This is a genomic window from Polynucleobacter sp. AP-RePozz3-80-G7, assembly GCF_018882145.1.
Classification (GTDB): Bacteria; Pseudomonadota; Gammaproteobacteria; order Burkholderiales; family Burkholderiaceae; genus Polynucleobacter.
The window spans coordinates 216104-239223 of the sequence record NZ_JACVPC010000001.1; the positions used below are offsets into that span (position 1 = coordinate 216104).

At 43.9% G+C, this 23120-nt stretch carries 26 protein-coding genes, 1 tRNA gene and 1 pseudogene; 11 read left to right on the forward strand and 17 right to left on the reverse strand.

All coding sequences use genetic code 11. The annotated features are described in order from the left end of the window. The first annotated feature begins 25 nt into the window (after window positions 1-25). A complete protein-coding gene (locus tag ICE90_RS01175) occupies window positions 26-415 on the forward strand; it encodes a hypothetical protein (RefSeq protein WP_215321196.1) in 390 nt (129 codons plus the stop codon). Between the two features lie 151 nt (window positions 416-566). Here ICE90_RS01175 and ICE90_RS01180 read toward each other — a convergent pair whose 3' ends face one another. After that, on the reverse strand, window positions 567-1175 hold the full coding sequence (locus tag ICE90_RS01180) for a hypothetical protein (RefSeq protein WP_216190656.1): 609 nt from the start codon (window positions 1173-1175) through the stop codon (window positions 567-569). Between the two features lie 34 nt (window positions 1176-1209). Here ICE90_RS01180 and ICE90_RS01185 point away from each other — a divergent pair, with 34 nt between their 5' ends. Next, window positions 1210-1545: a hypothetical protein gene (locus ICE90_RS01185; RefSeq protein WP_216190657.1), complete on the forward strand. Its 336-nt coding sequence runs from the start codon at window positions 1210-1212 to the stop codon at window positions 1543-1545. A gap of 114 nt (window positions 1546-1659) precedes the next feature. Here ICE90_RS01185 and ICE90_RS01190 read toward each other — a convergent pair whose 3' ends face one another. The 5 genes from ICE90_RS01190 to ICE90_RS01210 all read right to left on the reverse strand — a co-directional run bounded on the left by ICE90_RS01190 (window position 1660) and on the right by ICE90_RS01210 (window position 3376). Next, window positions 1660-2058: a DUF1398 family protein gene (locus ICE90_RS01190; RefSeq protein ID WP_216190658.1), complete on the reverse strand. Its 399-nt coding sequence runs from the start codon at window positions 2056-2058 to the stop codon at window positions 1660-1662. 116 nt (window positions 2059-2174) lie between these two features. Continuing rightward, window positions 2175-2507 (reverse strand): hypothetical protein, encoded by a 333-nt coding sequence (locus tag ICE90_RS01195; RefSeq protein WP_216190659.1) that lies wholly within the window; start codon window positions 2505-2507, stop codon window positions 2175-2177. A 177-nt stretch (window positions 2508-2684) separates the two neighbouring features. Then, a complete protein-coding gene (locus ICE90_RS01200; RefSeq protein WP_215292926.1) occupies window positions 2685-2894 on the reverse strand; it encodes a BrnA antitoxin family protein in 210 nt (69 codons plus the stop codon). An 11-nt stretch (window positions 2895-2905) separates the two neighbouring features. Continuing rightward, a complete protein-coding gene (locus tag ICE90_RS01205; protein WP_216190660.1) occupies window positions 2906-3199 on the reverse strand; it encodes a BrnT family toxin in 294 nt (97 codons plus the stop codon). A 101-nt stretch (window positions 3200-3300) separates the two neighbouring features. Then, a tRNA-Phe gene (locus tag ICE90_RS01210) sits at window positions 3301-3376 on the reverse strand. 207 nt (window positions 3377-3583) lie between these two features. Here ICE90_RS01210 and ICE90_RS01215 point away from each other — a divergent pair. Continuing rightward, window positions 3584-4831: a tyrosine-type recombinase/integrase gene (locus tag ICE90_RS01215; RefSeq protein ID WP_216190661.1), complete on the forward strand. Its 1248-nt coding sequence runs from the start codon at window positions 3584-3586 to the stop codon at window positions 4829-4831. Window positions 4832-4865: 34 nt separating this feature from the next. On the opposite strand, the gene ICE90_RS01220 is transcribed toward ICE90_RS01215, so the two are convergent. Further along, window positions 4866-5441, reverse strand: coding sequence for a site-specific integrase (locus ICE90_RS01220; RefSeq protein ID WP_216190662.1), 576 nt, complete (start codon window positions 5439-5441; stop codon window positions 4866-4868). Between the two features lie 351 nt (window positions 5442-5792). Here ICE90_RS01220 and ICE90_RS01225 point away from each other — a divergent pair, with 351 nt between their 5' ends. Both ICE90_RS01225 and ICE90_RS01230 read left to right on the forward strand, forming a co-directional pair. Further along, the gene (locus ICE90_RS01225; RefSeq protein ID WP_216190663.1) at window positions 5793-6335 is read left to right on the forward strand and encodes a hypothetical protein; all 543 of its coding nucleotides are present in this window, start codon (window positions 5793-5795) and stop codon (window positions 6333-6335) included. Continuing rightward, entirely contained in the window at window positions 6335-7222 is an 888-nt protein-coding gene (locus ICE90_RS01230; protein WP_216190664.1) for a hypothetical protein, read from the forward strand. The genes ICE90_RS01225 and ICE90_RS01230 overlap by 1 nt, the downstream gene beginning before the upstream one ends. Before the next feature lie 81 nt (window positions 7223-7303). Here ICE90_RS01230 and ICE90_RS01235 read toward each other — a convergent pair whose 3' ends face one another. Then, the gene (locus tag ICE90_RS01235) at window positions 7304-8137 is read right to left on the reverse strand and encodes a hypothetical protein (protein ID WP_216190665.1); all 834 of its coding nucleotides are present in this window, start codon (window positions 8135-8137) and stop codon (window positions 7304-7306) included. Then, the gene (locus ICE90_RS01240; RefSeq protein WP_216190666.1) at window positions 8134-8766 is read right to left on the reverse strand and encodes a rhomboid family intramembrane serine protease; all 633 of its coding nucleotides are present in this window, start codon (window positions 8764-8766) and stop codon (window positions 8134-8136) included. Before ICE90_RS01240 ends, ICE90_RS01235 begins: the two co-directional genes overlap by 4 nt. Before the next feature lie 330 nt (window positions 8767-9096). On the opposite strand from ICE90_RS01240, the gene ICE90_RS01245 reads away from it, so the two are divergent. From ICE90_RS01245 to ICE90_RS01260, 4 genes are all read left to right on the forward strand, one after another. Beyond that, window positions 9097-9315, forward strand: a complete 219-nt coding sequence (locus tag ICE90_RS01245) for a hypothetical protein (RefSeq protein WP_216190667.1) — start codon at window positions 9097-9099, stop codon at window positions 9313-9315. A gap of 268 nt (window positions 9316-9583) precedes the next feature. Further along, window positions 9584-10027 carry a hypothetical protein gene (locus ICE90_RS01250; protein WP_216190668.1) on the forward strand — a complete coding sequence of 148 codons (444 nt, stop codon included), beginning with the start codon at window positions 9584-9586 and terminating at the stop codon, window positions 10025-10027. A gap of 55 nt (window positions 10028-10082) precedes the next feature. Then, window positions 10083-10229 carry a hypothetical protein gene (locus ICE90_RS01255; protein ID WP_216190669.1) on the forward strand — a complete coding sequence of 49 codons (147 nt, stop codon included), beginning with the start codon at window positions 10083-10085 and terminating at the stop codon, window positions 10227-10229. 39 nt (window positions 10230-10268) lie between these two features. Beyond that, window positions 10269-10643, forward strand: a complete 375-nt coding sequence (locus ICE90_RS01260; protein ID WP_216190670.1) for a hypothetical protein — start codon at window positions 10269-10271, stop codon at window positions 10641-10643. 468 nt (window positions 10644-11111) lie between these two features. On the opposite strand, the gene ICE90_RS01265 is transcribed toward ICE90_RS01260, so the two are convergent. The 7 genes from ICE90_RS01265 to def are packed head-to-tail and all read right to left on the reverse strand — an operon-like array spanning window position 11112 to window position 18391. Then, entirely contained in the window at window positions 11112-11795 is a 684-nt protein-coding gene (locus tag ICE90_RS01265; protein WP_215321231.1) for a response regulator, read from the reverse strand. Window positions 11796-11797: 2 nt separating this feature from the next. Then, the gene (locus ICE90_RS01270) at window positions 11798-14107 is read right to left on the reverse strand and encodes an ATP-binding protein (RefSeq protein ID WP_216154269.1); all 2310 of its coding nucleotides are present in this window, start codon (window positions 14105-14107) and stop codon (window positions 11798-11800) included. Continuing rightward, window positions 14104-14685, reverse strand: a complete 582-nt coding sequence (locus ICE90_RS01275) for a DUF4390 domain-containing protein (protein WP_251368481.1) — start codon at window positions 14683-14685, stop codon at window positions 14104-14106. Before ICE90_RS01275 ends, ICE90_RS01270 begins: the two co-directional genes overlap by 4 nt. Next, window positions 14682-15998, reverse strand: coding sequence for a 16S rRNA (cytosine(967)-C(5))-methyltransferase RsmB (rsmB, locus tag ICE90_RS01280; protein WP_216190671.1), 1317 nt, complete (start codon window positions 15996-15998; stop codon window positions 14682-14684). The genes ICE90_RS01275 and rsmB overlap by 4 nt, the downstream gene beginning before the upstream one ends. Before the next feature lies 1 nt (window position 15999). Next, complete coding sequence (htpX, locus tag ICE90_RS01285) at window positions 16000-16866, reverse strand: zinc metalloprotease HtpX (protein ID WP_215321234.1); 867 nt, start codon at window positions 16864-16866, stop codon at window positions 16000-16002. A gap of 2 nt (window positions 16867-16868) precedes the next feature. After that, on the reverse strand, window positions 16869-17867 hold the full coding sequence (fmt, locus tag ICE90_RS01290; RefSeq protein WP_216190672.1) for a methionyl-tRNA formyltransferase: 999 nt from the start codon (window positions 17865-17867) through the stop codon (window positions 16869-16871). A gap of 8 nt (window positions 17868-17875) precedes the next feature. Continuing rightward, on the reverse strand, window positions 17876-18391 hold the full coding sequence (gene def, locus ICE90_RS01295; RefSeq protein WP_215321236.1) for a peptide deformylase: 516 nt from the start codon (window positions 18389-18391) through the stop codon (window positions 17876-17878). A 71-nt stretch (window positions 18392-18462) separates the two neighbouring features. On the opposite strand from def, the gene dprA reads away from it, so the two are divergent. Next, window positions 18463-19137, forward strand: a complete 675-nt coding sequence (dprA, locus tag ICE90_RS01300) for a DNA-processing protein DprA (RefSeq protein WP_215321237.1) — start codon at window positions 18463-18465, stop codon at window positions 19135-19137. Between the two features lie 220 nt (window positions 19138-19357). Further along, the gene (locus ICE90_RS01305) at window positions 19358-22030 is read left to right on the forward strand and encodes a DNA topoisomerase III (RefSeq protein ID WP_216190673.1); all 2673 of its coding nucleotides are present in this window, start codon (window positions 19358-19360) and stop codon (window positions 22028-22030) included. Window positions 22031-22089: 59 nt separating this feature from the next. Here ICE90_RS01305 and mnmC read toward each other — a convergent pair. Next, window positions 22090-23091, reverse strand: a pseudogene (gene mnmC, locus ICE90_RS10795) (FAD-dependent 5-carboxymethylaminomethyl-2-thiouridine(34) oxidoreductase MnmC); the annotation flags it as partial. Window positions 23092-23120 lie beyond the last annotated feature (29 nt).

Below are 23120 nucleotides of genomic sequence, written 5' to 3' on the forward strand. Positions count from 1 at the left end.
AATTTTTAAAACTATAAAGGGTGCTATGAGGAAATTGCTTGTACTAACGCTGTTTAGCTTACTGGTTGCTTGCTCACAAAATCCTAACAACTTAACATTAAGTTGTTATGGTGCGGCCATTAAGACTGAAGCAAAACAAGAGGTAGTTACACCTCAGGTTACACGAACCTATAAGTTCCAAAATTACAAGATTGATGATTATGATTGTGCTCAACAAGCCAACATCATCAGTTGTAACTTTATAAAAGAAGAAAGCGGTACCAGGCAGCGTAAACGCATTATTTACGATACAAGCACGCAGTCATTCGCAGAAATTGATGCTATTTGGGCTGTTGGTGAAAAGATAAATCCTAATGAACGCAATATAGCCAGAACAGAGTTTCTTGGTAGGTGCCAAAAGCCACTCCTAAACTAAACGATTTTTTTAAACAATATCTCGAGTCCAGAGGAATGTTGGAGGGCCTGAGACCAATAGTGGCTAACCAATCCGATCAAATAAAAAATCACTCGAAGATGTTTCTTGGTGGCCCGGAGTGGAATCGACCAGGGCCTAGGATGTCAAGGCTCTAGCCTTGATGCTCGCCATCATTTAATCGTTTGATCTCGTTTTGTAGCCATGTGTTGCGCTGAATAACAAAAGTCAATAAACCAATAATCAACATATTCCCAAAGAATCCGCCCATCACAATAATCATGCCTTCACGCATGAAGTTATCAAAGGCATAGTGATGAATGGTAAAAATTACATAGGTGTAGCTAAAGCCATGAGCAATGCTAGCAAGCAACGCCAAGGTAATTACATCGCGATATTTCAAATTATGGAGGTCTCTCGAAACGCCAAGCCCTTTGAGCGTTAAATTAACCACTAAGACGAGCACAGCGCTACCAACAAGCGCAACTATGAACCATACTACCCATGGTTGTTCCGGTTGAAATATCAGCAACCTAACAAATACAGCTAGGCCAATTCCGATAGCCGCCATCCACCCAAAAATCAATACCGAGAGAACTTTAATACCGGCTGGTAGATAAACAAAATAGCTAAGCTCGGGATGATTAACTAATATTGGTAGAGCTTTAACCGCATATAAAGTTAAAAAATAGAGGCAAAACGGTAATCCTATTTTTAAGAGGATAATTGAAACTAGTGGTGATTTTTTTGAAGAAATGAGCACAGATCTATCATACTTAAAAAGAAGGTATAACTAAATGGCAAATTCCTACTTACGATTTTTACGACTCGCTGATACGCTGACTAAATCTAGCGAGAAACCCCTAGACCCTTTAAGCAAAGATATTCTTGAGTACATCAGCAAAAATATCATTCTGAACGAGAGCAAGCTTGTAGTGGGTGATATTCTTACCCTTAACCGACTCGGCTCTCAAGCCACACTGCACAAAAGACTTCATTCATTGGTTGATGATGGATATATCACACTCAAACCAACGAATGATGGCCGCGTCAAAAGAATCGAGCTAACAAAGAAAGCTGACAAGTATTTTTCTGACTTAAGTAGGGCACTAGAAAAAGCTGCAAAGGCTTAAATTGATATTATCGTTTTAAACGACATCATAGAACACCAAATACCAAAACTACCCGAGGGTAGTTTTGGTATTTCTTGGTGACCAAGAACGGAATCTATTAGGGCCCAGGAATTCTCATTCTTGCGGAAAGTGCTCGATATGAAGCTCACCTTGCCGCCCGAAATAGCTGACATACTTTCCAGCCATCCAAACGATGTACCCGATACAGCCAGCAGACATCGTTAACTTGAGGAACTCAGGATATCTAACCGTATCACTTTGAGCGGCACAAATAGCTGAAACAACTCCATCTTTATTAAATGAGTTTGGAATTTCAATTGTGGGCATCGCCATGGGAACACTGAGGGCCTCATTTCTTGACAAATAATATGTGGTTGATTGATTACGATAGTCAGCGAAGTAGGACTCAACGCCAGCCTCAATTAAGCGGCCCAATGCCTCTGGGAAGGTTAGAAAACCAACATGAGATTCACGGGCGCATTTTTCAATAACTTTTTTTGTATTCGGATTCATAAGCAACTTTAAATTGATAGCTTGAGTTATATGAAAAACCACTCGAAGGTGGTTTTGGAGCTTCTTGGTGCCCTGAAGTGGAATCGACCAGGGCCCGGCCCGGGATGCAAGAAACTTTACCTTCCTATCGCCGCACTATTTTGGTTTAACTGCTGATTCAAAGCATTTTGCTCAGTCTTAGTAATATGGCCGCCATTTTGCGATGCCATATCACGTTCTTCTTGGCGAATATTTTTATCATTCTGTCTTAGTGCTTGAGCTTGGGATTTAGTAATTTCTCCGCTCTTCACTTCATTGGTAATGCGATGGTTTTGATTTTCTAAGCGCTCGTTTACTTGAGTCCTACGAGGATGATTTTTTTCCCACTTAGCATTTTCAGCATAGCTTGGCGCACCAATGCAAGCCAATACGGAAACTAGAGTTACAGAAGCATAGAATTTTGAATTCATATTACCCACCTTTCTCGTTGTTCTACTAATATAACGCCGAGAGGGAATCGGGGTTGACGTATTTGGAGGCCAGCCAGAGCCCAGGTGAAAAAACCACCCGAGGGTGGTTTTGGTATTTCTTGGTGGCCCGGGTCGGAATCGACCAAGGCCCCTGGAGACTCTCATCCTAGTTCTAGACTACTTCCAGCTAAGGTTCAATTTCTTATGCGAAAGGGCGCAATCTCTTAAATAGAGATTAATGAGGCTTTGATAAGGAATGCCCACCTCTTCTGATATAGATTTGAAGTAGCTCACTGAATCCTCATCCAATCTAATGGTAATGGGCTTCTTGAGCATAGAAGCATATGGATTTTTACGAGCTTTTGAGAAATCATATTCTTTACGCATCTTCATCACCTTTAATAAGATTTTGACTCTTTAGGGGTTGCCTTACGAGCCGAAATAATACGAATGACATTACCCTCGCTTCGATAACAATGGCAAACCAAAATCACACGAAGAGAATGGCTTACCCCCAGCAAGATAAATCTGTCTTCATCCTCCGAATGATCGGGATCGGAAATTAACCTGGCACTTTCGTCATAAAACACAGATTTCGCCTCTTCAAATGAAATACCGTGTTTCTTCAGATTGGCTGAAGCTTTTCTAGGTTCCCATTCAAATCGTAACGAAGTTATATGTACATTGTACATACATCAGCTGGGATAAGCAACCAGGGTTAAAAATCCTGAATCACGCAACCTTTCCGAAAGACCAAATGAAAAAACCACCCGAAGGTGGTTTTGGTGTTTCTTGGTGGCCCGGGGCGGAATCGAACCACCGACACAAGGATTTTCAATCCTCTGCTCTACCGACTGAGCTACCAGGCCATTTAAGACTTAGGATTATAGCGCAACTGTTTCTTCCGTTGTTAAAAGTTTCTAACTGTCGTTATCTTTCTCCAATAGTGCGTGTACTCACTATCTCCCCACCCTTTATTTACGCACCTCACAGCCTGCCTATCATTTTTTATTAGCAGAAATTGCACACCTCAAAACTGGTTGCTCTCGCAACTAAGACGAAGCTACGCTACGCGAATGCAACGCACTTACGTACAGCTTCTGCAAGCGCAAACAAATGAAAACGCAACTCTCTTACGCACAGAAAATCTTGTGTACTTACGCGACGGGGACGTTGTTTTATACAAACGCGAACGTAGCAGGGTATGGCAAATGCGCTACAAGCTATTTGATAAGGAGTGGCGAAGAGTAAGCACTAAGCACCGCAACTTAAATTACGCAATAAAAGTGGCTGGCGACATATATGACGAAGCACGTTTTAGAGAACGCTTGGGCATTACGCATACAACTAAGAAATTCCACGCTATAGCTAAGGTTTGCTTACAGGACTTGGAAAATGAGATTAATGCGGGCATTAAGCCCTTAACTAATAAGGACTACATAAGGGCAATTAATAAGTACCTTATTCCATTTTTTGGCAACTATTTACTAGAAAACATAGACGGCGAAGTAATGCGTAAGTACGAGTTGTGGCGCAATGAGCTTATGGGCAAAGTGCCCTTAACAAGCACATTGGCAAATCACGCAAGTGCATACAGGCGAGTTATTGACACAGCAATACAGCGTGGCTGGATAAACGACAACACACCAATAGCAAGTATGAGTAGGCGCGGAGTTAAGGGCAAACCTCGTCCAGGCTTTACGAGAGAAGAAATAGACTTTCTACTTAACTATCTAAAAACATATAGCGTAGGTGGGCATAGTGGCGTGGCTAAAGAAATGCGCTTACTTAGCAGGGACTACATTGAATTATTAATTGGCACAGGTATGCGCTGTGGCAAGGAAAGCCTAAATATTAGGTGGAAGCATATAACTTGGTACACAGACAGCAACACTGGCAAGCGCTATTTACGCATATGGGTGACTGGCAAAACAGGCGCACGATATCTAATAGCTAAACACAATGTAAAAGAAGCATTAGATAGATTACTAAGTAGGGAAGCTTTATTTGATGGCAAAACATTAGACGAGGTGCTGAATGAGAAGCACGACTTGCCACTCTTCAAATTTAAAGATGGCACACAGCCTAAAAGCTTCCACACCACCTTTATATGGCTTATGAAAGCGAGCGGACTGCTTAAAGATAGTGCGACAGGACAGAACCGCACTCTTTACAGCTTACGCCATACATACGCAACATTAGAGCTAATAGAGAATAAAACTGACGTACATACATTGGCAAAGCAAATGGGTACGAGCATTGGAATGATTGAGAAGCACTACAGCAAGCTAACGGCAACAATGGCGGCAGAGAAATTGGCTTAAGTGTTGATATGACTACTTCTCAGGACTAGGCAATCTAAGCCAACTCAACGGCGCGCCTCTTCATATCATCATTTACGTCTATGTATGCTTGCGTTGTGCTGATATTTCTGTGTCCAGCCAAACTCATTAGCACACGCACACCAACGCCTTTGCTGGCTAGATTAGTAATGAATGTGCGTCTTCCGCTGTGACTACTAGCGCCCTCAATTCCAGCACGACGATATAAGTAGTGGAAAAATTGAGTCATTGTGTTTGCTGTAAACCCATCGCTGTCTTTTTTCTGACTGTAAAACAACTTATGTAGTGGGTTAGTAGGGCTATAAGACTTTATGTACGCTTCCAGCTCTTTACGCAACCTTTCGTTTATAAAAACTGTACGTGCATTGCCCCCTTTAGTTTGTGCGGCACTTAAGTGGACTTCATTACGTATATTTCCGCCAGCATCTACAACGTCCCCAAAACGCAGGCTGGCTGTTTCTCCAACCCTTAAGCCTGCGTAATGGGTAGTAAGCAATATGGCGCGATTGCGTGCCGAGTGTTTGCGAGTTGCTACATAGTCAAGCACTCTGCGTAATTCTGCTGTAGTAAGTGTTTTAGCCTGTTTACTCATAGCCCCCTCTGTAATCAAAGTATTTGTATGAGTTAATTGTGTTTTCTTATGTATCAATTTCCTACCTCTTTTTAGCTGTATCGAGTACCTATAAATTCCTTCCAAAATTCAAGAGCTTATGTAGTGCAAGTACTCAAATGTAAGGAAATGTGTATTTCCTTACATTTATATATTTAGTAATTTTGTGGCTTATTGACTACGGAATATGCAGGCTTGCGTATAAGCCCTACAAGCTGTTTAGCTCAACTTTGTATGTGTTGCATACAGTCCAATGCATTAAGCGTTTGTAGGGCGGATATCAAGTGCTATGCTTATAAAAACTAATATTGGTTATCAAAATAACAGCCAGCAATGAACATTAAAAAAATTTCTCTAATAATTGCATTATTTATAGCCATAATTGCACTGGTTAATTTCGCAACTAATAAGCCATATAACTCCACAAGCTCTAATCCTGCTAAATCGGATATAGATACAGGAAAGCGAAATACAAATAACTACAAACTCAGTCTAGAACAAGTAAAGGCTGATTGCAGGGTATTTACACAGCTATTACAGTCTGCGCTTATGTACAGATATCAAACCAACAATATGGTTAGCTATGAAGATGTGGCAAAAAAAATAATCGCCACAGCCAATGAACAGTTAGGCACACAAAATATTAATGCCGAATATTTGGCAAGTTTTTCTAAATTGGCTTCAGCGTATGGTAGTGAGTTAAGTAGTGAAGGTATGGCAAGCAACTTGGCACAAGGAACTGGAGAAAGAGAGGCTAAGTGCGTTGCAGAAGCAAATATATTTTTAGATACAGATGGCTATTACTATATGGCAAAGCACGCCTCAATCATCAACTGGGACAATGCTAAAGACGCCAATTTTGTAATTAACTACTAATGAATAATAAAAATATTTTAATTTGTCTCGCAATCCTTGCATTCAGCAACATTGCCTGTGCTGACATTACAAATAATGGCGTAAATTGCGCTCAACTTGGTGTTATTTATTCAACCGCCGCATCAATGCGCGATAGCGGCGCATCACCACAACAGGCATATGGAACACTTGCGAGTTTTGAGCAGAGCGGTATGCAGCCAGCTTTAATTAAAAAAGCAATTAATGAAGTTTATTTTGATGCAAGATTTACATACGCACGTGGTATGAAATTTCAACAACAAATGATGGATTTGTGTATGTATCCGAATGGACACTACAAACCACTTGTGGAAAACAATAAGCCTGCACTATATAAACCAACAGTACTGAACGCTAAACAAATGGAAACGGAATGTAGGTTAAGGAGCGCAATGATGCTTTCAGCCATTAACTACAGAATACGTAAAAACAATAATGTGAGTATTGCAAACGTTAACCAATCTCTTAACGAAGCTGTTGGTTTAATTGGTATAGACAAAAACGCTATTAGTGAGGATGGCTGGAAAATTTATGCATTAAAAGCATCGACTATGTACAACCAGTATCCAGTCAGTAAATTGCAAGAGTTGGCAAATGAGAACCCAAAGGCTGCGCCACTCGCCTGTATGAAAGAGCGGAAGCTGACTGACAACACATATTCAATGCTTAATGAAGTGCCAATAATTAGATGGGATAAGTATCCACAATTCAACTTAGACAATACTGCAAGTGGTAATCAAGCCGATACCAGCAAGCCCGCTCCATTTAGCGCTAAAAATGAAGAGCTTAACGAAATCATCACAAACAGCAATAAGATTATTAACGGCACGCCCAAGCCAGCTAAAAATAATAGCGTCACAGATTTCTGATGTCGCTACACCAAAACAAGACAAGCCACAGGATAGCTTGTCTTGTTTTTTATATATTCATTAATTTAATCTCAGCAAAGTCTATTTCTGAAATAAAGGCTGAAAGTCTGAATCTTTAGGGATATTAGTTTTGCCAGTTAGTCCAGCAACTGCAACAAAGTTTTTATCTTTACCCTTCACAAAGAATTCTTCTGAAATGTATTCATCTTTGCACTTGGGACAGCGCATTAAAGTAAATTTAATCTTTGCCTCACAGTCGCCCTTGGCTGTAGTTTGCAAAGCTTCCTTATAGTCGTCAATTGAGCCACTATTCATTTTTTCATAAACAGCTTGTGCATCATTGGTGGTAGCGTGTGAAGTTTCTTTGCTTGCAATTTTCTTGTAATAAACGCCACATTTTTCACACATAGCAAGGGACTTCAAATTTGCGAATATTGCAAATCCACCGAGTAGAACACCCACAAACTTAATTGCTAGCAATAGGTAGCCAAAGTTTCCAACTTCACCAGTATCGTTTTGAAGTGCTCGCCCAATACGCATATGGGACTTAGTCACAATCACGTCCAAGTAAGTGCCAAAGTCCACTAAATCAGAAGCCTTACTTCCGTCTTCTAATAAAAGGGTGATGTATCCCAAGTAATAAATTAGGTACATAGTGAAGGCGGCAATAACAGCTAATGCCAGTGCATCAAGCCAGTTAGGTTTGATATTGAAATATTTACAAGCCAAGAATCCGCCACTTGCTCCACCCATTCCAACAATCACTGCGCCAACAGGCAAGATGAACCAAAGCCCAAATGAAAATACATTTATTCCAAACCAATTTTCAACCAATAAATTAGCTAGCGCCGTGAGTACTGACGTTAGTAGGGCAAACGCGATAATTTGGATATGTAATCCGTCATTTCTATTCATTGTTCTTTCTCCATTAATTCCCCTAACTTCCTATCTGTATCTGGCGCCATTTCTTTCCACGCCATTGCCGCAATCACGCCGACAATAAAACCAAAAATATGCGTGGCATACGCAACACCGCTTTGCCCTTTGTCAGTCAATATATCGTACGCCTGCAATCCAATCCATAGCAATAAAAATATGTAAGCTGATATCCAAAACCTTTTATAAAAAGGCGGGATGGTAATGATTAATCGTAGCTTGGACTTAGGAAAGAGCATTAAATAAACGCCCATTAAAAAAGAGACTGCGCCACTACTTCCAACAATAGGGGTAAGTGAATTTGGATTTAATATCCAATCGCCTATAAATGCCAATGCACCAATAAACACATAGGCAGAAAGAAATACCAGCGTACCAAATAGTCTTTCCAGCGTCCTTGCAAAAGCAAGAAAGAACATTACATTTCCAAACAAATGCCAAAAACCCGTATGTAGAAATGTAGCCGTAATTAATGTGTATGAATAAACAACTGGCTTTAAGCTGAACAATATAGGCACAAATTGAAGCGGATAGTCTTCACCAAAACTGATGCTTCCATATACCTCATTTAAACAAAAGAATAATATTTGTAAAGCTATTAACAGCATAACTCCTAGCTGTATCTTCCCGTGCCTTAAATTGTCAGCATATATAAAAAACATTTTTTAGCTATTAATTATTAAATTTATTAACACTAGTATATCTACTTGCTATTTGATTTAAGAGTGAAAAGCAAACTACTGCGTAGTTAGCTTGCGTATCGCTTACGCTCTCCGCATTTTTCTTTCTTATTGATTTAATGAATTTTGTTGTTAAATCCTTTTTACTAGGAAGCACAAGCCACGCCCTGTTAAAGGGCGTAGCTATAGCCAATCACTTTTTACTGAGGATTAACAACTGATATACACACAACTTGAACTAACAAGATAAGGTAGGTTTTGCTGTCACCTTTTATGTGCTTGCCTAACGCAACACTTCCACAGCCTATATCAGTAGCTTTGTGGAGTGCTTATGGGTTAAATCGTGGCGTTCCCATTCACTTTCAGCCTATACATATGTATTTGCCTACATTCACGCATTACTGCGCTACCAACTATTACAGCTTCGCAAACGGTACTGTCACACAGGGACGTCGTTTTAAGCATCTAGCCATTTAGGCTAGGTAGTGCGAAGAGGCAAGTAATGAGCAACTCGATTGTGTACCGTCACACGTCAGAACGGGTTTCACAGCACTATTACCTTCAGCGTGCCAACTTTTATATCTCATTTGTACATTTATTTAGCTATACCAAATAAAGCCTAAAAATTTCTTATTTTTCCTTATATTTCATAGACTTACGATGCCTAAAAATTAGGCAATTTCGTAGGAAAAAAGTATATCTGACAGTACATTAGTAATTCCACAATGTGAAATAGGAGTCAAAAATGGCATTTTTACCAAGTCTAAAACTGGTGACTGGAAACAAGGGCAAAAGCGTTGCACCAATAGTAGTAAAGCGAAATAAGCTCATTTCTCAACTTCACCACCAATTAATGCTGTGTGAGGCAAAACGCAACGGAAATACGTATGCGCCGAAACACCTGCGTAGCTACACAAATAAATTAACTGGCGAGCGTATGACTGTAGAAAAAGTTAAGCGTGTACGTGAGTGGTTTTGGGTTGCTGAGAACGGCAAAATTAATTTGGCTATTAAGTACGGAGCAAGAACAATTCCGCTTAATAAAAAAGGAGCAAATGCAATTGAGTTAAATGACAACGATGAGCTTGTCAAAGCATTAACTGAATTAAAACTTGCAACCGCTAATGGTGAATTTGATGAAGCACTTAATGAAATGAGTTTGCTAACAAAAAGTGGTTTTGGTAAGTGAGCACAACGGGACTAATGCTACTTCTAGTATTAGTCCTTTTAATTTTGGAGAACTAATGAAAACGTTTGAAGCTTATGTACGTGCAGGCGGCATTGTTGTTAAGACACTTATAGTTGCAAGCAATTCACAAGACGCTTACTTTCTACTGCAAGGGCAATATGGCAAAGACAATATTGTTCACTTACCAACAGAAGTTTATTAATTACAGCCTCTCGCTAAATATAAGGAAAGGAGAGAGGCAATGCGACTTTATGAATTTACAAATGCAGAAGAGCAACTAGGGCTACTGCGAGTAATTATTGACAACACGTGGACGGCTATAGCGCAACAGGCTAAACAGCAAAAGGACGCTGAGGCACAGCGCAAGGCACAGGCTAGGGCTTTGCCACGTAAAGCTAAGGGTGGCAGACGTATGGGTAAACGTGTATCAACCCCACACCAACCCCCACCTAATAAATCATCAACCCCTCAAGTACAGCAAGCCACCCCTTTGCCAACCCCCATACAAACTGCTGTAGCCCCACGCAAGCCTTTGCCAACCCCCACCACTAATGTCACCCAACCCATACCACCCTCAAACCAAGCTACAGCACCGAAAGACGGGTATTTAAGGTGAAATGCTAGTGCTACAGAAAAGATTGGGTATGGTGACGACAGGCATAGCGAAAATGGTATTAGCGTCCAAAAAAATTTACCGCGCTAAAAATTATGGTGAAGTACTTACAGATTCGGGCTGGTGATTTTTTACCTATACCCCCGAGCATTAACACTTTTGCAACACACCACACGAAAAAATATTCCCCGCGCTGTTCGCCACGTTTGCTAAAAAGTTTTTGTACTGTGAAAGTTTTTTGTGGGTAGTGTGTCACACAATGTGTCACATACCATTTTTGCTATCGCCCTGAGAGCCTTATAAACAATGGCTTTGAGCCGTCGCACAGGATATTTTCAATCCTCTGCTCTACCGACTGAGCTACCAGGCCAAGACTTGGAATTATAACGAATTGGGTTGGATCATCCTCAAATTTGCTTAGTACCCCGTGATTTCTAGGTTTTGTGGTACTTGCCCTTATTAGGCGGTCACCTAGCTCTCGCCCTTATTGCGTGAGGTATCTATTCCCAAGGCCTTCAGTTTGCGGTACAAATGGGTTCGCTCTAGACCTGTGTACTCTGAAATCTTGGTCATACTGCCGCCCATGATTTGCATTTGATGTTCAAAATACGCCTTCTCAAACAAATCTCTTGCCTCCCTCAAAGGAAGATCAAAGTACGTTTTTGCAATTCCACTGATGTATTCACCCTCAGTAGGTGGGGCAACCAACTCGGTTGTTGTTTGCTTTGGTGCGATAACGGAGCTAGCACTCGACTGAACGGCTCTAACCTGTTCTGGCTCTACATATTTAGGAGAGCTCTCCAGGGCTTTACTAACCGTCTTTAAAAGCTTTTGTAGAGCAATCGGTTTTTCTAAAAAATTGAGTGCGCCAATACGCGTGGCCTCAACTGCAGTGTCAATCGTTGCGTGCCCAGACATCATTACTACTGGCATCGTGAGCTGGCCAGTATTGGACCACTCCTTTAATAAGGTAATACCATCGGTATCGGGCATCCAAATATCTAATAAGACTAAATCGGGGCGCATTTGTTCGCGAATAGTGCGCGCCTGTACAGCGCTTTCTGCAGCGTACACAGTATGGCCTTCATCCGTGAGAATCTCATTGAGAAGCTCACGAATTCCCATCTCGTCATCAACAACCAAAATACTAGCCATGCTTATGCTGCCTCTTTTGCTAGATTCATAAACAATATTGACACTTTCGCACCAACTACTTCTTCACCCTGCATACGGTTCCGAATTTCAATTTTGGCCGAGTGATCATCAATAATTTTCTTAACTACTGCCAAACCCAGACCTGTGCCTTTGCTCTTTGTTGTTACGTAAGGCTCAAAGGCTCTTGCCAATATCTTAGCTGGAAATCCAACCCCACTATCACTTATTGTTAATCGCACAGCATTTTGAGCTACGCCATTGTGTTCGCCATAAGGGACTAATTCTGTCTTAACCTCTACTGGACTATTAGGGCGAGGCCCCTCAAGAGTGGCATCTTGAGCATTTTGTAGCAAGTTATGGATTACCTGTCTTAGTTGTGTGGGATCCCCCATGATCTCTGGGCAATGAGGATCTAACTGAGTGCGCAATGGACTGCCCTCGTATAGACCCAAAATTTCTGAGGTGAGCGTGTTGATGGAAACAGGCTTGAGTTGTGGAGTTGGCGTCTTCGCAAAATCCCTAAAGTCATTCACCATTTCTTTCATGGCTTGTACCTGACCAATGATGGTTTCGGTGCTGCGATTAATCATTTCCTCTTGCTCTGGGCTCAGCTTACCCGCAAGCTTATGCTGCAATCTTTCCGCAGAGAGCTGAATGGGCGTTAGAGGGTTTTTAATTTCATGAGCAAGACGTCTAGCAACTTCACTCCAAGCGATAGATCTTTGTGCGCTCACCACATCAGTAATGTCATCAAAAACAACCATACGTAAATCGCCAGTCAGCTCTGTACCGCGCACAAACAGAGTTACCCCCAATTCATTTTCAAATTCATTTGTAGTGTGTAGTTGAATTTGTTTTTGCCACACCGGCGCATTAGTCGGCGCGGTCTTTTGTTCTACATCTCCCTCGCCCAGGACTGCGAGCTTCATAGTAGAAAAGCCTTCTTTGATGGCCCCCTCAAACTCCAATAGAGCTGGTCTGCTGCCGAGGGGCTTTCCATCGAGTAGGGTAAGGTCTTGACCAAAAATACGATCTGCGCCCGCATTGCTAGAAACAACGTTGTAGTTTTTATCAAAAATGCATACGCCTGCCGTGAGGCTTCCCAATACGCGCTCTAAGAATGCTTTGGATTCTTGCAAAGAAGTTCGGGTGTCGGCCAACTGCCTAGTCATGACATTAAATTGCCGTGTAAGCATGCCAAGTTCATCGCCAGTATCGAGCTCTGGCTTGGGAGATAAATCTCCCTGTGCAACTGCCTGGGTGCCTCTCAGAAGCATTAGAAGGGGGCGTGCAAGCTGCCTACCCAACATCAAAGCCAAAGTAATGGCCACAAATACTGCAAAGAAAAGGGTAAGGGTTAAGGTTCCCACAAACATCTTGCGAAGGCCGGTACGCCCCAACGCTTTTTCTTGATATTCACTGTATGCAGACTCCACAGCAAAAATGTTTTTTGCCAACGGGGTAGGTATATAGCGCACTAGTTGTAAAAAATATTTGTCTTCGATCTCTTTGCCAGATTCTAATTTGTTGTGAATCAATTTTTTTCTTATAACGGGAACAATTGCCCTGACTCGATAACCGCGTTGGCCACCTTCTACTTCAATTTGGTCTAAAAAGGTCACTCCTTTCTTGCTAAATGCTTCTGCAATCACATCGGCGCTGGGCGCAGGAAAGTATTTTTTAGGCTTTAGCTCGCTAGTGAAAATCAAATTGCGCTGCATATTGAAGAGACTAACCTCTTGAATGCCAAATTGATTGCGAATTTTCATTACTGATGCAGCTACCTGCTCAGTAGTTGTGCCCGATGGAACTTGGACAATCTGCTCGGCGATGAAATTACCCTCGCCCAAAATTTCTTCTTGGGCCACTCGCAAAGTAACGCGCCCCAACTCTAAGCCCGAGTTCAGGGCTGTCTCCACTTTGACGTCAAACCAAGTCTCAATACTACGCGACACAAACTGTAATGAAACGCCATACAAAATTAAGCCCGGAACAATTCCGACTAAAGCAAAAATCATTGCTAACTTTGCAATCAAGCGCGTGCCAAAGTGCCCGCGATACCATCGCACGGCGATAACAGCCACCAAAATCAAAATAACCAGAGTTAAGCAAACCCCAATCACTACATTAGCGGCATAGAGCCAAATGAAGTAATTATCAAAAAATTCTGTATTGGATGAGGCAATCGCCAATAAAACTAAAAGTAATAAAGCAAAGGCGCCAATCACGCCTATCGTGATTGGAATTATTTTTTTACTCCAAGCCTTGGATGTAAAAAAGCCCGGGTCTAGCATGGCTGCTATCGATCTCATCGCTTAATTAAATTAGGGCCATTAGGAGAAAATAGGAAGCGATACCAATCGCTTGATACATTCCATTCGCGGTTATTGAGTGCGTTTACTTGAAATGGTTTTGGTAGCTTACTGAGATCTAAGCTCATTCGCATGCTGGCCGTATATGATTTACTGGAATCTAGTTGAGTGCCGTCAATGACTCGCCACCCACCAATACTCCCCACCGCCTGCAATGCCTCAGACATAGTTTTGGCAGAAAAGGTAAAGCCCTCTGAAGCAATTCGGTACTGCTGTGTCAATGGCTGATAAGAAAGCCGCGTCTGCCTTTGCACAAGCACAGACTTTTCATCAAACCAATACCAACGCGATCGCATTAAATCAAACTCCGTTTGGAAATAGAGGACGACGCCTTTTTGTACTGCGTCTTCCAGTCCGGGAGATAGCTCGATCTGAAAAGCTGCATTGAGAAGCCAGTCGTTATCCACCTTCTCCAACTCAAAGGATTTGATCTTGATTCCTTCGGCGCTAACGGTGGTTGAAAAAATACCCAACACCATCAAGAACAAAAAGAGGAATTGTTTAATTCTTCGGCTCATGGCCCATTTTTCTTAAACAAAGCATAGTAAAAACCGTCGTTTAGCTCACCAGGCAAAATCTGGCCCGGAGCGGCTAATCGTACCGCATTGGAGTGCTGCTCAGCAAACCAAACAGCCTGCTCCTCGCCCTCCTCTGGAAATATTGAGCAAGTGACGTACAAAAGGGTGCCCTCCACTTGGAGCATCTTCCACGCCTGATTCAAAATGGCTCGCTGCCTTTCTTGCAAAGCCCTGATATCTGCTTCACGCCTTAAAAATGAAATATCAGGATGTCGCGACACTATTCCAGAAGCTGAGCAGGGTGCATCAAGAAGAATTTTGTCAAAAAGAACGCCATCCCACCAAGCCGCCTTGGAAGCATCGCCGCGTAACACGCGGACTTTGTCAGACTGCAAACGAAGTCGGTCTAGGTTGCCGCCAATTTTTCCAATGCGCTCACCGTCTAGCTCTAAAGCGCGCATTGAACAATCTGCAAGCTCCAATAGATGCGCCGTTTTTCCACCGGGAGCTGCACAGGCATCCAACACTAACTCTCCCGCCTGGGGATTTAATAAGATCGCAGCCAGCTGTGCACCTGCGTCTTGCACAGACACAGCGCCAGTATAAAAACCAGGCAAGTCCGATACGGGAACCGCCTCAGGCAACAAGAGAGCGGCGGGCAATTGAACCCCAGCCAATGTATCTATTGGTTTTGATGAAATGCCAGCCTCGGATAATAAGGATCGATATTGCTCACGCGTATATTGCTTTTGATTTACACGCAGAATTAATGGTGCACGCTTGGCTTGTTGAAACAAAATCGATTGCCATGCTTTAGAGTAATTGCGCTTGAGGTTTGCTCGCCACCAAGCAGGTACGTACATTGGAATTGGATCGGGTGGAAAATGCTTCTCGCCCTCTGGCGGCTGCACTACAAGGCTTACCTTGCGTAGGACCGCATTCACTAAACCTTTGGCATACATGGTTTCGTCATATTCGCCACAGGCTTTCACTGCCTGATCCACAATCGTATGAGCTGGATAGCCCTTGCTCTCGGCTGGATCTTGCAAAAATAAGGCAATCGCAACGCTGAGCAAATGATCCACCTCAAGAGGCGGAGTCTTTGGAATAAATTGCTTAATGAATTCATGGGAGCGCACCCATTTGCGGAGCGCATCAAAACTCAGGCTCTGCACGATCGGGCGCTCATGGGCCTCCAGTTGATCCAGAACCTCTGTAAGCGATCTTCCGCTCATGACCTCGCTGACCGCTTGTGCGGCAATCGTGATTGCTTCCGAGAGCGGGAGACTGCGTGGTGTTTTTTGATCAGTCAAATTAATTTACTCCGGGATATACCCCGTTTTTAGCCATACTCATTAAGCGTGCCACCCGCTCTTCAGTAGGTGGATGGGTTGAAAATAGTTGCGCAAGGCCGCCGGCACTTAAGGGGTTGAGAATCATCATCTGCGCTGTTTCAGGATGTTGTTCAACCGCTTGAAACGGGATGCCTTGTGCGTAGTTGTGAATTTTTTCTAATGCCTGCGCTAGCGCCTCAGGATCAGCGCTTATTTCTGCACCACCGCGATCTGCCTCGTATTCTCTTGCGCGAGAAATACTCATTTGAATCAGGCTTGCTGCGATCGGGGCCAAAATTGCCACCATCAAGCTAGCTATCGGATTGTTTGGTCTACCCTCAGAATCGCGCCCACCAAAGAACATGGCAAAGTTAGCCAATGCTGAAATGGCTCCCGCCATAGTGGCGGCGATAGTCGAAATCAAAATATCACGATGGCGAACGTGGGCAAGCTCATGTGCCATCACGCCGCGCAGTTCGCGCTTCGAGAGAATTTTCAGAATGCCTGTTGTTGCGGCAACCGATGCATTGTCTGGATTGCGTCCTGTTGCGAAAGCATTAGGAGCATCTTCATTAATTAAAAATACTTTAGGCATCGGCAAGCCAGCCTTCTCCGACAACTCTTTAACGAGTCCGTAAAACTGGGGGGCAGATCTTTCATCAACCTGCTGTGCATTAGTCATCTTCAACACCATGGTGTCGGAAAACCAATAACTGAAAAAATTCATTCCAATGGCCAGTACTAGGGCCATCAACATGCCCTGTTCACCACCCAACATACCGCCAACCACAATAAAGAGTGCAGTAATTGCTGCCATCAAAACAGCAGTCTTTGCAAAATTAAACATTTCTACTCCTTTGTTTTAAAGCGCAACAATTTTTCACCAACACCAATCGGCTGCAAGCACGTTTTGGCATCTATTTTTTTACCGCCCGGTTTTTGCATCTCTAAGACCTCAAGCACCCCTTCACCACACTGTATATATGCGCCCTTATTACCAAACCCAAGGACCTCGCCTACAGTACCGGTGGCGATGACAGCCTTAGGGTCTGCAAGCCTTGAATCCCAAAACTTCACAGCCAGTCCATTGAGATTGCTGCTTGCCCCCGGGAAGGGATTAAAGGCCCGAATACGTTGGTCGATTTCTTTGGCGCTAAGGGCCCAATCGATCTCAGCCTCACTCTTCAGTATTTTTTCAGCGTAAGTAATGCCGTCTTTTTCTTGGGGTACTCGAGATAAATTTTTGTCTTGCTCTAAAGCATTTAAAACATCTACTATCGATTTTGAGCCAAGCTCTGCTAAGCGATCATGCAAGCTTGCGCTCGTTTCATCACGAGCAATTTCAAGTTCCGCGACTAAAACAGTGTCTCCGGTATCCAAACCAGCATCCATTTGCATAATGCAAACCCCCGTTTTGGGATCGCCAGATTCAATTGCTCGCTGAATTGGCGCTGCACCACGCCAACGGGGCAATAGAGAAGCATGAATATTAAAGCTGCCGTGTCTTCCCGCTCTCTCGCTAATATCCAAGACCTCTTGGGGCAAGATCAAACCATAGGCAACTACCACCATGACATCAAAGTCTATAGAGGATAAACGCTCATTAGCGGCTGCAGATTGAGCCTGCTTTTGCGGATCAGTGCTGGTAATTCGCAATGTCTCTGGTTGCAGCACAGGAATATTTTTTTGCAAAGCAAACTCTTTAACTGGGCTTGCCTGAAGGTGCATACCTCTGCCGGCACGGCGATCAGGCTGCGTTAAAGCCAAAACAATTTCATGACCAGCATCGTAAATTGCGCGCATCGCTTGCGCAGCAAACTCAGGAGTTCCAGCAAAGACAATTTTCATTGGTGCGCTTAGCGCTGACCTACTAATTCTTTAGCGCGCTTCTTCATTTTTTGTGAAATACGAGTTCTTTTGAGTATGGATAAATACTCCACAAACACCTTGCCTTGCAAATGGTCTAACTCGTGCTGCAAACAAACTGCCAATAAACCATCGGCCTCTATTTCAAATTCTTTACCCTCAACATCTAATGCCTTCACTCGAATCTCGGATGGCCTCTCGACTTCGTCATAAAACTCTGGAACAGATAAACAACCTTCGCGCCAAGATTTTGTTTCAGAGCTTGCCCAAACAATTTCTGGGTTGATAAAAACCATCAATTCATTTTGTTCATCAGACACATCAATCACCACAATGCGCTCATGAATATCGACCTGCGTCGCAGCCAAGCCAACGCCGGGAGCGTCATACATAGTGTCTGCCATATCGGCGACAATTTTTTTAATGCGAGCGTCCACTTGCTCCACTGGTTTAGCAACCTTGTGCAAGCGCGGGTCTGGGTAACAAAGGACGGATAACAAAGCCATATAAGAATTATCCAACAGAGCTATCAGTCTGTCCTGATTGCCGCAATTCCCCCAAAGAACAAAATTGATTTATGCAAACTTCGCCGACACCCAATTCCATTCTCCAAGTCAACTGCCAGAGCCCCCATTACCCAAATCGCCTCCATGATTTATATGATCCCCCAGGGTCTCTTTATATCCATGGGGACATTCACCTTCTGAAGAGACCTATGATTGCGATCGTAGGCTCAAGAAACGCCAGCCCTGAAGGTTTAAAAAATGCATGCCTGTTTGCCCAAGCGCTATCGAAAGCGGGCGCCTTGATCGTTTCTGGCCTAGCAAAAGGGGTTGACAGTGCTGCCCATAGGTCTGCCATTGGGCTTGGGCCCAATCACTGCACTGCGGCAATATTAGGAACCGGCATAGATGTTGTCTACCCCCGGCAAAATATCGAACTATCTAGGGCCATCAGCCAGCAGGGCGTATTGGTGTCTGAGTTCCCTCTGGGGTCAGGGCCTAAGGCATGGCACTTTCCTAGAAGAAATCGCATCATTGCCGCTTTAGCGCTTGGCGTCGTTGTAATAGAGGCGGCTGAAAAGTCGGGCTCCCTTATCACTGCTCGCCTGGCCGCAGACCTTGGAAGAGAAGTTTTTGCCCTTCCTGGGCCCATCCACAGCGCAAATTCTGCCGGCTGCCATCTACTTATTCAGCAAGGTGCAAAACTAGCCTTTAGGCCAGATGATGTTCTTGAAGAGCTTTGTTTTTAATTAAAAACTGTCTTTAAATGACTTAAAGGGGGTTTGAACCCAAAACCGGGGGGTATAGGGCCGTCCAAAAGTGGCCAAAAATAGCGGTTTTTGGACTTTTCCCAATTTATCGGTTAATAATAAAAAAGGGTACGCAATTGGCCAAGTCCGATTTTGGTTTAAATTGGCCATCCGTTTTACCAAAAAAACATCATTTCTAGCTCAAATTTAGGCATAACGCGTGGCAACTAAAGCAACTACCAAAAAAAGCAGCCCAAAGACTACCGCTGGGGACCACCCTAAGGCACTTATCATTGCAGAGAAGCCTTCTGTTGCTAATGACATTGCTAAGGCCTTGGGTGGCTTTACAAAGTATGAAGATTATTTTGAGAGCGATGAATTCCTGATCTCTTCTGCGGTTGGCCATTTATTGGAAATTGCCGCCCCCGAAGAATTTGACGTAAAGCGTGGCAAATGGTCATTCGCCAACTTGCCAGTGGTGCCCCCTTATTTTGATTTACGTCCGATTGCAAAAACTGAGTCTCGACTCAAGGTTTTACAAAAGCTCATTAAGCGCAAAGATGTTACCGCCCTCATTAATGCTTGTGACGCAGGACGTGAGGGGGAATTAATTTTCCGCTTGATTGCGCAACACGCAAAGGCGTCGCAATCTATTCAGCGCTTATGGTTGCAATCGATGACTCCAGCCGCCATTCGCGAAGGTTTTACCAATTTACGCAGCGATGAAGATATGAAGCCCCTTGCTGATGCAGCTCGTTGTCGCTCAGAGGCAGACTGGTTGGTCGGCATCAATGGCACCCGTGCAATGACTGCCTTTAATAGTAAGAGCGGCGGCTTCTTCTTAACGACAGTGGGTCGCGTACAAACCCCAACACTTTCTATTGTGGTCGAGCGGGAAGAGCTCATTCGTAAGTTCATCTCTAAAGATTACTGGGAAGTGAAGGCTGAATTTATCGCTGCTGCTGGCGTATACGAAGGTCGCTGGTTTGACCCGAAATTTAAAAAGGATGTTGCAGAGCCAGATGCGCGCGAGAACCGCTTATGGAGTGAAGCCGCAGCTCAAAGTATTGTGGCTGCATGCCGAGGCAAAAAAGCAAATGTCACTGAAGAAGCTAAGCCCGCTACACAGCTTGCTCCTCAACTATTTGATTTAACCAGCTTGCAACGCGAGGCAAACGCGCGTTTTGGATTCTCTGCAAAAAATACATTGGGTCTTGCACAGGCTTTGTATGAGCGCCACAAAGTATTAACCTATCCACGTACCGACGCAAAAGCGCTTCCCGAAGACTACCTTGATACCGTTAAACAAACCATGGAAAACCTTGCCGAGCATTCGCAAGACTATCGTGCTTTTGCTAAACAAATTTTGAAGGGTGACCCGAAGGATCCTAAGGTCAAGTCTGGTTATGGTTGGGTAAAACCAAACAAACGAATTTTTGATAACTCTAAAATTTCTGATCACTTTGCAATCATTCCAACATTAGAAACACCTAAGACTTTAAGCGAGCCCGAAGCCAAGCTCTACGACTTGGTTGTGCGTCGCTTCTTAGCCGTGTTTTATCCTGCCGCAGAGTTCCGCGTGACCACACGCATTACCGAGGCGTCCGGACACCACTTTAAAACCGAAGGTCGTGTTCTTGTAAACCCTGGTTGGCTAACGGTTTATGGCAAATCCAATCAAGCAGACGATGAGCTCGTCCCGGTTCAAGAGGGCGAGGCAGTGCAAACTGAATCTATTGCAGCCGTGCCATTGAAAACCAAGCCTCCAGCACGCTACACAGAAGCAACCTTGCTCTCCGCAATGGAAAGCGCGGGTAAGTGGGTTGATGATGATGACATGCGCGAAGCGATGGCCGAAAAGGGATTGGGTACGCCAGCAACTCGAGCCGCCATTATCGAAGGTCTGCTCGCTGAAAAATACATGGTGCGAGAAGCTCGTGAGTTGATTCCAACAGCTAAAGCGTTCCAATTGATGACTTTGTTGCGCGGCTTAGATGTCGAAGAGTTAACCCGCCCAGATCTCACCGGCAGTTGGGAGAACAAACTTTCTCTCATCGAGCAGGGCAAGATGAATCGCGATACTTTCATGCAAGAGATCGCGCAAATGACTCAACGTATCGTCAAGCGCGCTAAAGAATACGATAGCGATACCATTCCAGGCGACTACGCCACCATGACCACGCCATGCCCTCACTGTAAGGGTCCGGTAAAAGAAAACTATCGTCGTTTTGCCTGTGAAAAGTGTGGCTTTACGATCAGCAAAACACCTGGTGGACGCGCATTTGAATACCCTGAAGTTGAAGAGTTGTTGCGAGAAAAAACTATCGGGCCACTACAAGGCTTCCGCAGCAAAATGGGGCGCCCATTTGCAGCGATTATTAAGCTAAGCGAAATTCCGGAAGACGATAAAGATTATCCGAACGCAGGCTTCAAGCTCGAATTTGATTTTGGTAATACGCAAGATGATGAAACTGAAGCGGTTGATTTCACTGGCCGTTTAGCGCTAGGTGTTTGTCCAAAATGTTCAGGCGCAGTATATGAAGATGGAATGCGTTACGTTTGCGAAAACAATACTGGCCCAAATAAGTCATGCGATTTCAAAACCGGAAAAGTGGTGTTGCAACAAGAGGTGTCACCAGAACAGGTTCAGAAATTGCTGAAAGAGGGTAAGACGGATCTTTTGACCAACTTTAAGTCAAACCGTACTGGGCGTGGCTTTAAGGCCTATTTAGCGCTAGATTCTGCTGGCAAAATTGGTTTTGAATTTGAGGCCAAAGCACCTAAAGCCGAAGGTGCTGCCCCAGCAAAAAAACGGGCAGGCGCTAGTGCGGCGACTAAGTCTGCAGCGAAACCTAAACGAGCAAGTAAAGCAAAGTCATCCTCTAGCAGTTGAGCTGCAATCAGCTTAGCCGCTAGAGCGGACCACAAAATTCCTCTCGACCCCAAGGCAGTAGCTAAAAATATTCCTGGGCGCTGTGTAAGCGCGCCGATGATTGGCAAACGATCTCCAGCCACACAACGCACACCAACAAAATCTCCAGACTTCATTAATGAAGAAAGATTGCCCTCTTCGTAATCTACTAAGCGCTTAGCTTGCTCACGATTGAAGTCGTCACTGATTTCTCTTGGCGAGAGATCATCCTCACCCTCATCAAAACTAGAGCCAACAATCCATTGATAGCTACCATCATCAAGCTGCTTGGCGGGCAAACAATATCCATCTCCAGAGATGCCAACTTGGGGTAGTTTTTTGACCCAAAGGTCGCCTTCTTTTACCGTGAAAATACTCAACTGACCACGCACAGGCCTTAAGGGCAACCGAATGCCGATACTGCTCATGAGAGCTTTGGCCTCCATGGCGCAGGCCGCCACAACTTGACTTGCAGTTGCAATCAATTTGTTTGAGGCATCAAATAAATGCCACTGATTGCCGAGCTTTTCTAAACGCGCGATGCGCGTATTCCATATATAAGTTAATCGCTGATGTTCTTGTAATAAATCTTTACTTGTTTCATGCAAATTTAGGCCGGCACCGCGCGGCAACCAAACACCGCTTTGCTCGATTCCACAAAACTTGTTAGCCTCTGGAGCATCCATAGCAATAGCTATATTTTCATCAAGACCTAATGAACGCAGATGCTCTTCTGTTGCAGCTCGGTCAAAAGTTTTATTTTTTTTGGTCGGCTGAAATATCCCGTGTTGCTGCCACACATTTTTCCAACGTGCCTCTGCTAGTAAAAATGCAAGGTGCGTTAGGCGCAATAAACGAGGGGACCCTTTGCCGATATGTGGATGCGCAATGGCATAAGCATGGCTTGAACAGGCGGTGGCTGGGGAAGGCGCGGCGTCAACAACACAAACGGCTCTACCGCGCTCGAGCAACTCATTTGCAATGGTTGCCCCGCAAATGCCGGCCCCAATCACCACTATTTCATGGTGTTGGGGTTTGGTCATTGATTAAGTCTAGATAAAACGCTTGATAT

Excerpts from the sequence above, each read along its gene's own strand:
- ICE90_RS01175 (WP_215321196.1), top strand. The coding sequence starts at position 26 with ATGAGGAAATTGCTTGTACTAACGCTGTTTAGCTTACTGGTTGCTTGC.
- ICE90_RS01185 (WP_216190657.1), top strand. The coding sequence starts at position 1,210 with ATGGCAAATTCCTACTTACGATTTTTACGACTCGCTGATACGCTGACT.
- ICE90_RS01190 (WP_216190658.1), bottom strand. The coding sequence starts at position 2,058 with ATGAATCCGAATACAAAAAAAGTTATTGAAAAATGCGCCCGTGAATCT.
- ICE90_RS01195 (WP_216190659.1), bottom strand. The coding sequence starts at position 2,507 with ATGAATTCAAAATTCTATGCTTCTGTAACTCTAGTTTCCGTATTGGCT.
- ICE90_RS01200 (WP_215292926.1), bottom strand. The coding sequence starts at position 2,894 with ATGCGTAAAGAATATGATTTCTCAAAAGCTCGTAAAAATCCATATGCT.
- ICE90_RS01205 (WP_216190660.1), bottom strand. The coding sequence starts at position 3,199 with ATGTACAATGTACATATAACTTCGTTACGATTTGAATGGGAACCTAGA.
- ICE90_RS01215 (WP_216190661.1), top strand. The coding sequence starts at position 3,584 with ATGCAACGCACTTACGTACAGCTTCTGCAAGCGCAAACAAATGAAAAC.
- ICE90_RS01220 (WP_216190662.1), bottom strand. The coding sequence starts at position 5,441 with ATGAGTAAACAGGCTAAAACACTTACTACAGCAGAATTACGCAGAGTG.
- ICE90_RS01225 (WP_216190663.1), top strand. The coding sequence starts at position 5,793 with ATGAACATTAAAAAAATTTCTCTAATAATTGCATTATTTATAGCCATA.
- ICE90_RS01230 (WP_216190664.1), top strand. The coding sequence starts at position 6,335 with ATGAATAATAAAAATATTTTAATTTGTCTCGCAATCCTTGCATTCAGC.
- ICE90_RS01235 (WP_216190665.1), bottom strand. The coding sequence starts at position 8,137 with ATGAATAGAAATGACGGATTACATATCCAAATTATCGCGTTTGCCCTA.
- ICE90_RS01240 (WP_216190666.1), bottom strand. The coding sequence starts at position 8,766 with ATGCTGTTAATAGCTTTACAAATATTATTCTTTTGTTTAAATGAGGTA.
- ICE90_RS01250 (WP_216190668.1), top strand. The coding sequence starts at position 9,584 with ATGGCATTTTTACCAAGTCTAAAACTGGTGACTGGAAACAAGGGCAAA.
- ICE90_RS01255 (WP_216190669.1), top strand. The coding sequence starts at position 10,083 with ATGAAAACGTTTGAAGCTTATGTACGTGCAGGCGGCATTGTTGTTAAG.
- ICE90_RS01260 (WP_216190670.1), top strand. The coding sequence starts at position 10,269 with ATGCGACTTTATGAATTTACAAATGCAGAAGAGCAACTAGGGCTACTG.
- ICE90_RS01265 (WP_215321231.1), bottom strand. The coding sequence starts at position 11,795 with ATGGCTAGTATTTTGGTTGTTGATGACGAGATGGGAATTCGTGAGCTT.
- ICE90_RS01270 (WP_216154269.1), bottom strand. The coding sequence starts at position 14,107 with ATGAGATCGATAGCAGCCATGCTAGACCCGGGCTTTTTTACATCCAAG.
- ICE90_RS01275 (WP_251368481.1), bottom strand. The coding sequence starts at position 14,685 with ATGAGCCGAAGAATTAAACAATTCCTCTTTTTGTTCTTGATGGTGTTG.
- htpX (WP_215321234.1), bottom strand. The coding sequence starts at position 16,866 with ATGTTTAATTTTGCAAAGACTGCTGTTTTGATGGCAGCAATTACTGCA.
- fmt (WP_216190672.1), bottom strand. The coding sequence starts at position 17,867 with ATGAAAATTGTCTTTGCTGGAACTCCTGAGTTTGCTGCGCAAGCGATG.
- def (WP_215321236.1), bottom strand. The coding sequence starts at position 18,391 with ATGGCTTTGTTATCCGTCCTTTGTTACCCAGACCCGCGCTTGCACAAG.
- dprA (WP_215321237.1), top strand. The coding sequence starts at position 18,463 with ATGCAAACTTCGCCGACACCCAATTCCATTCTCCAAGTCAACTGCCAG.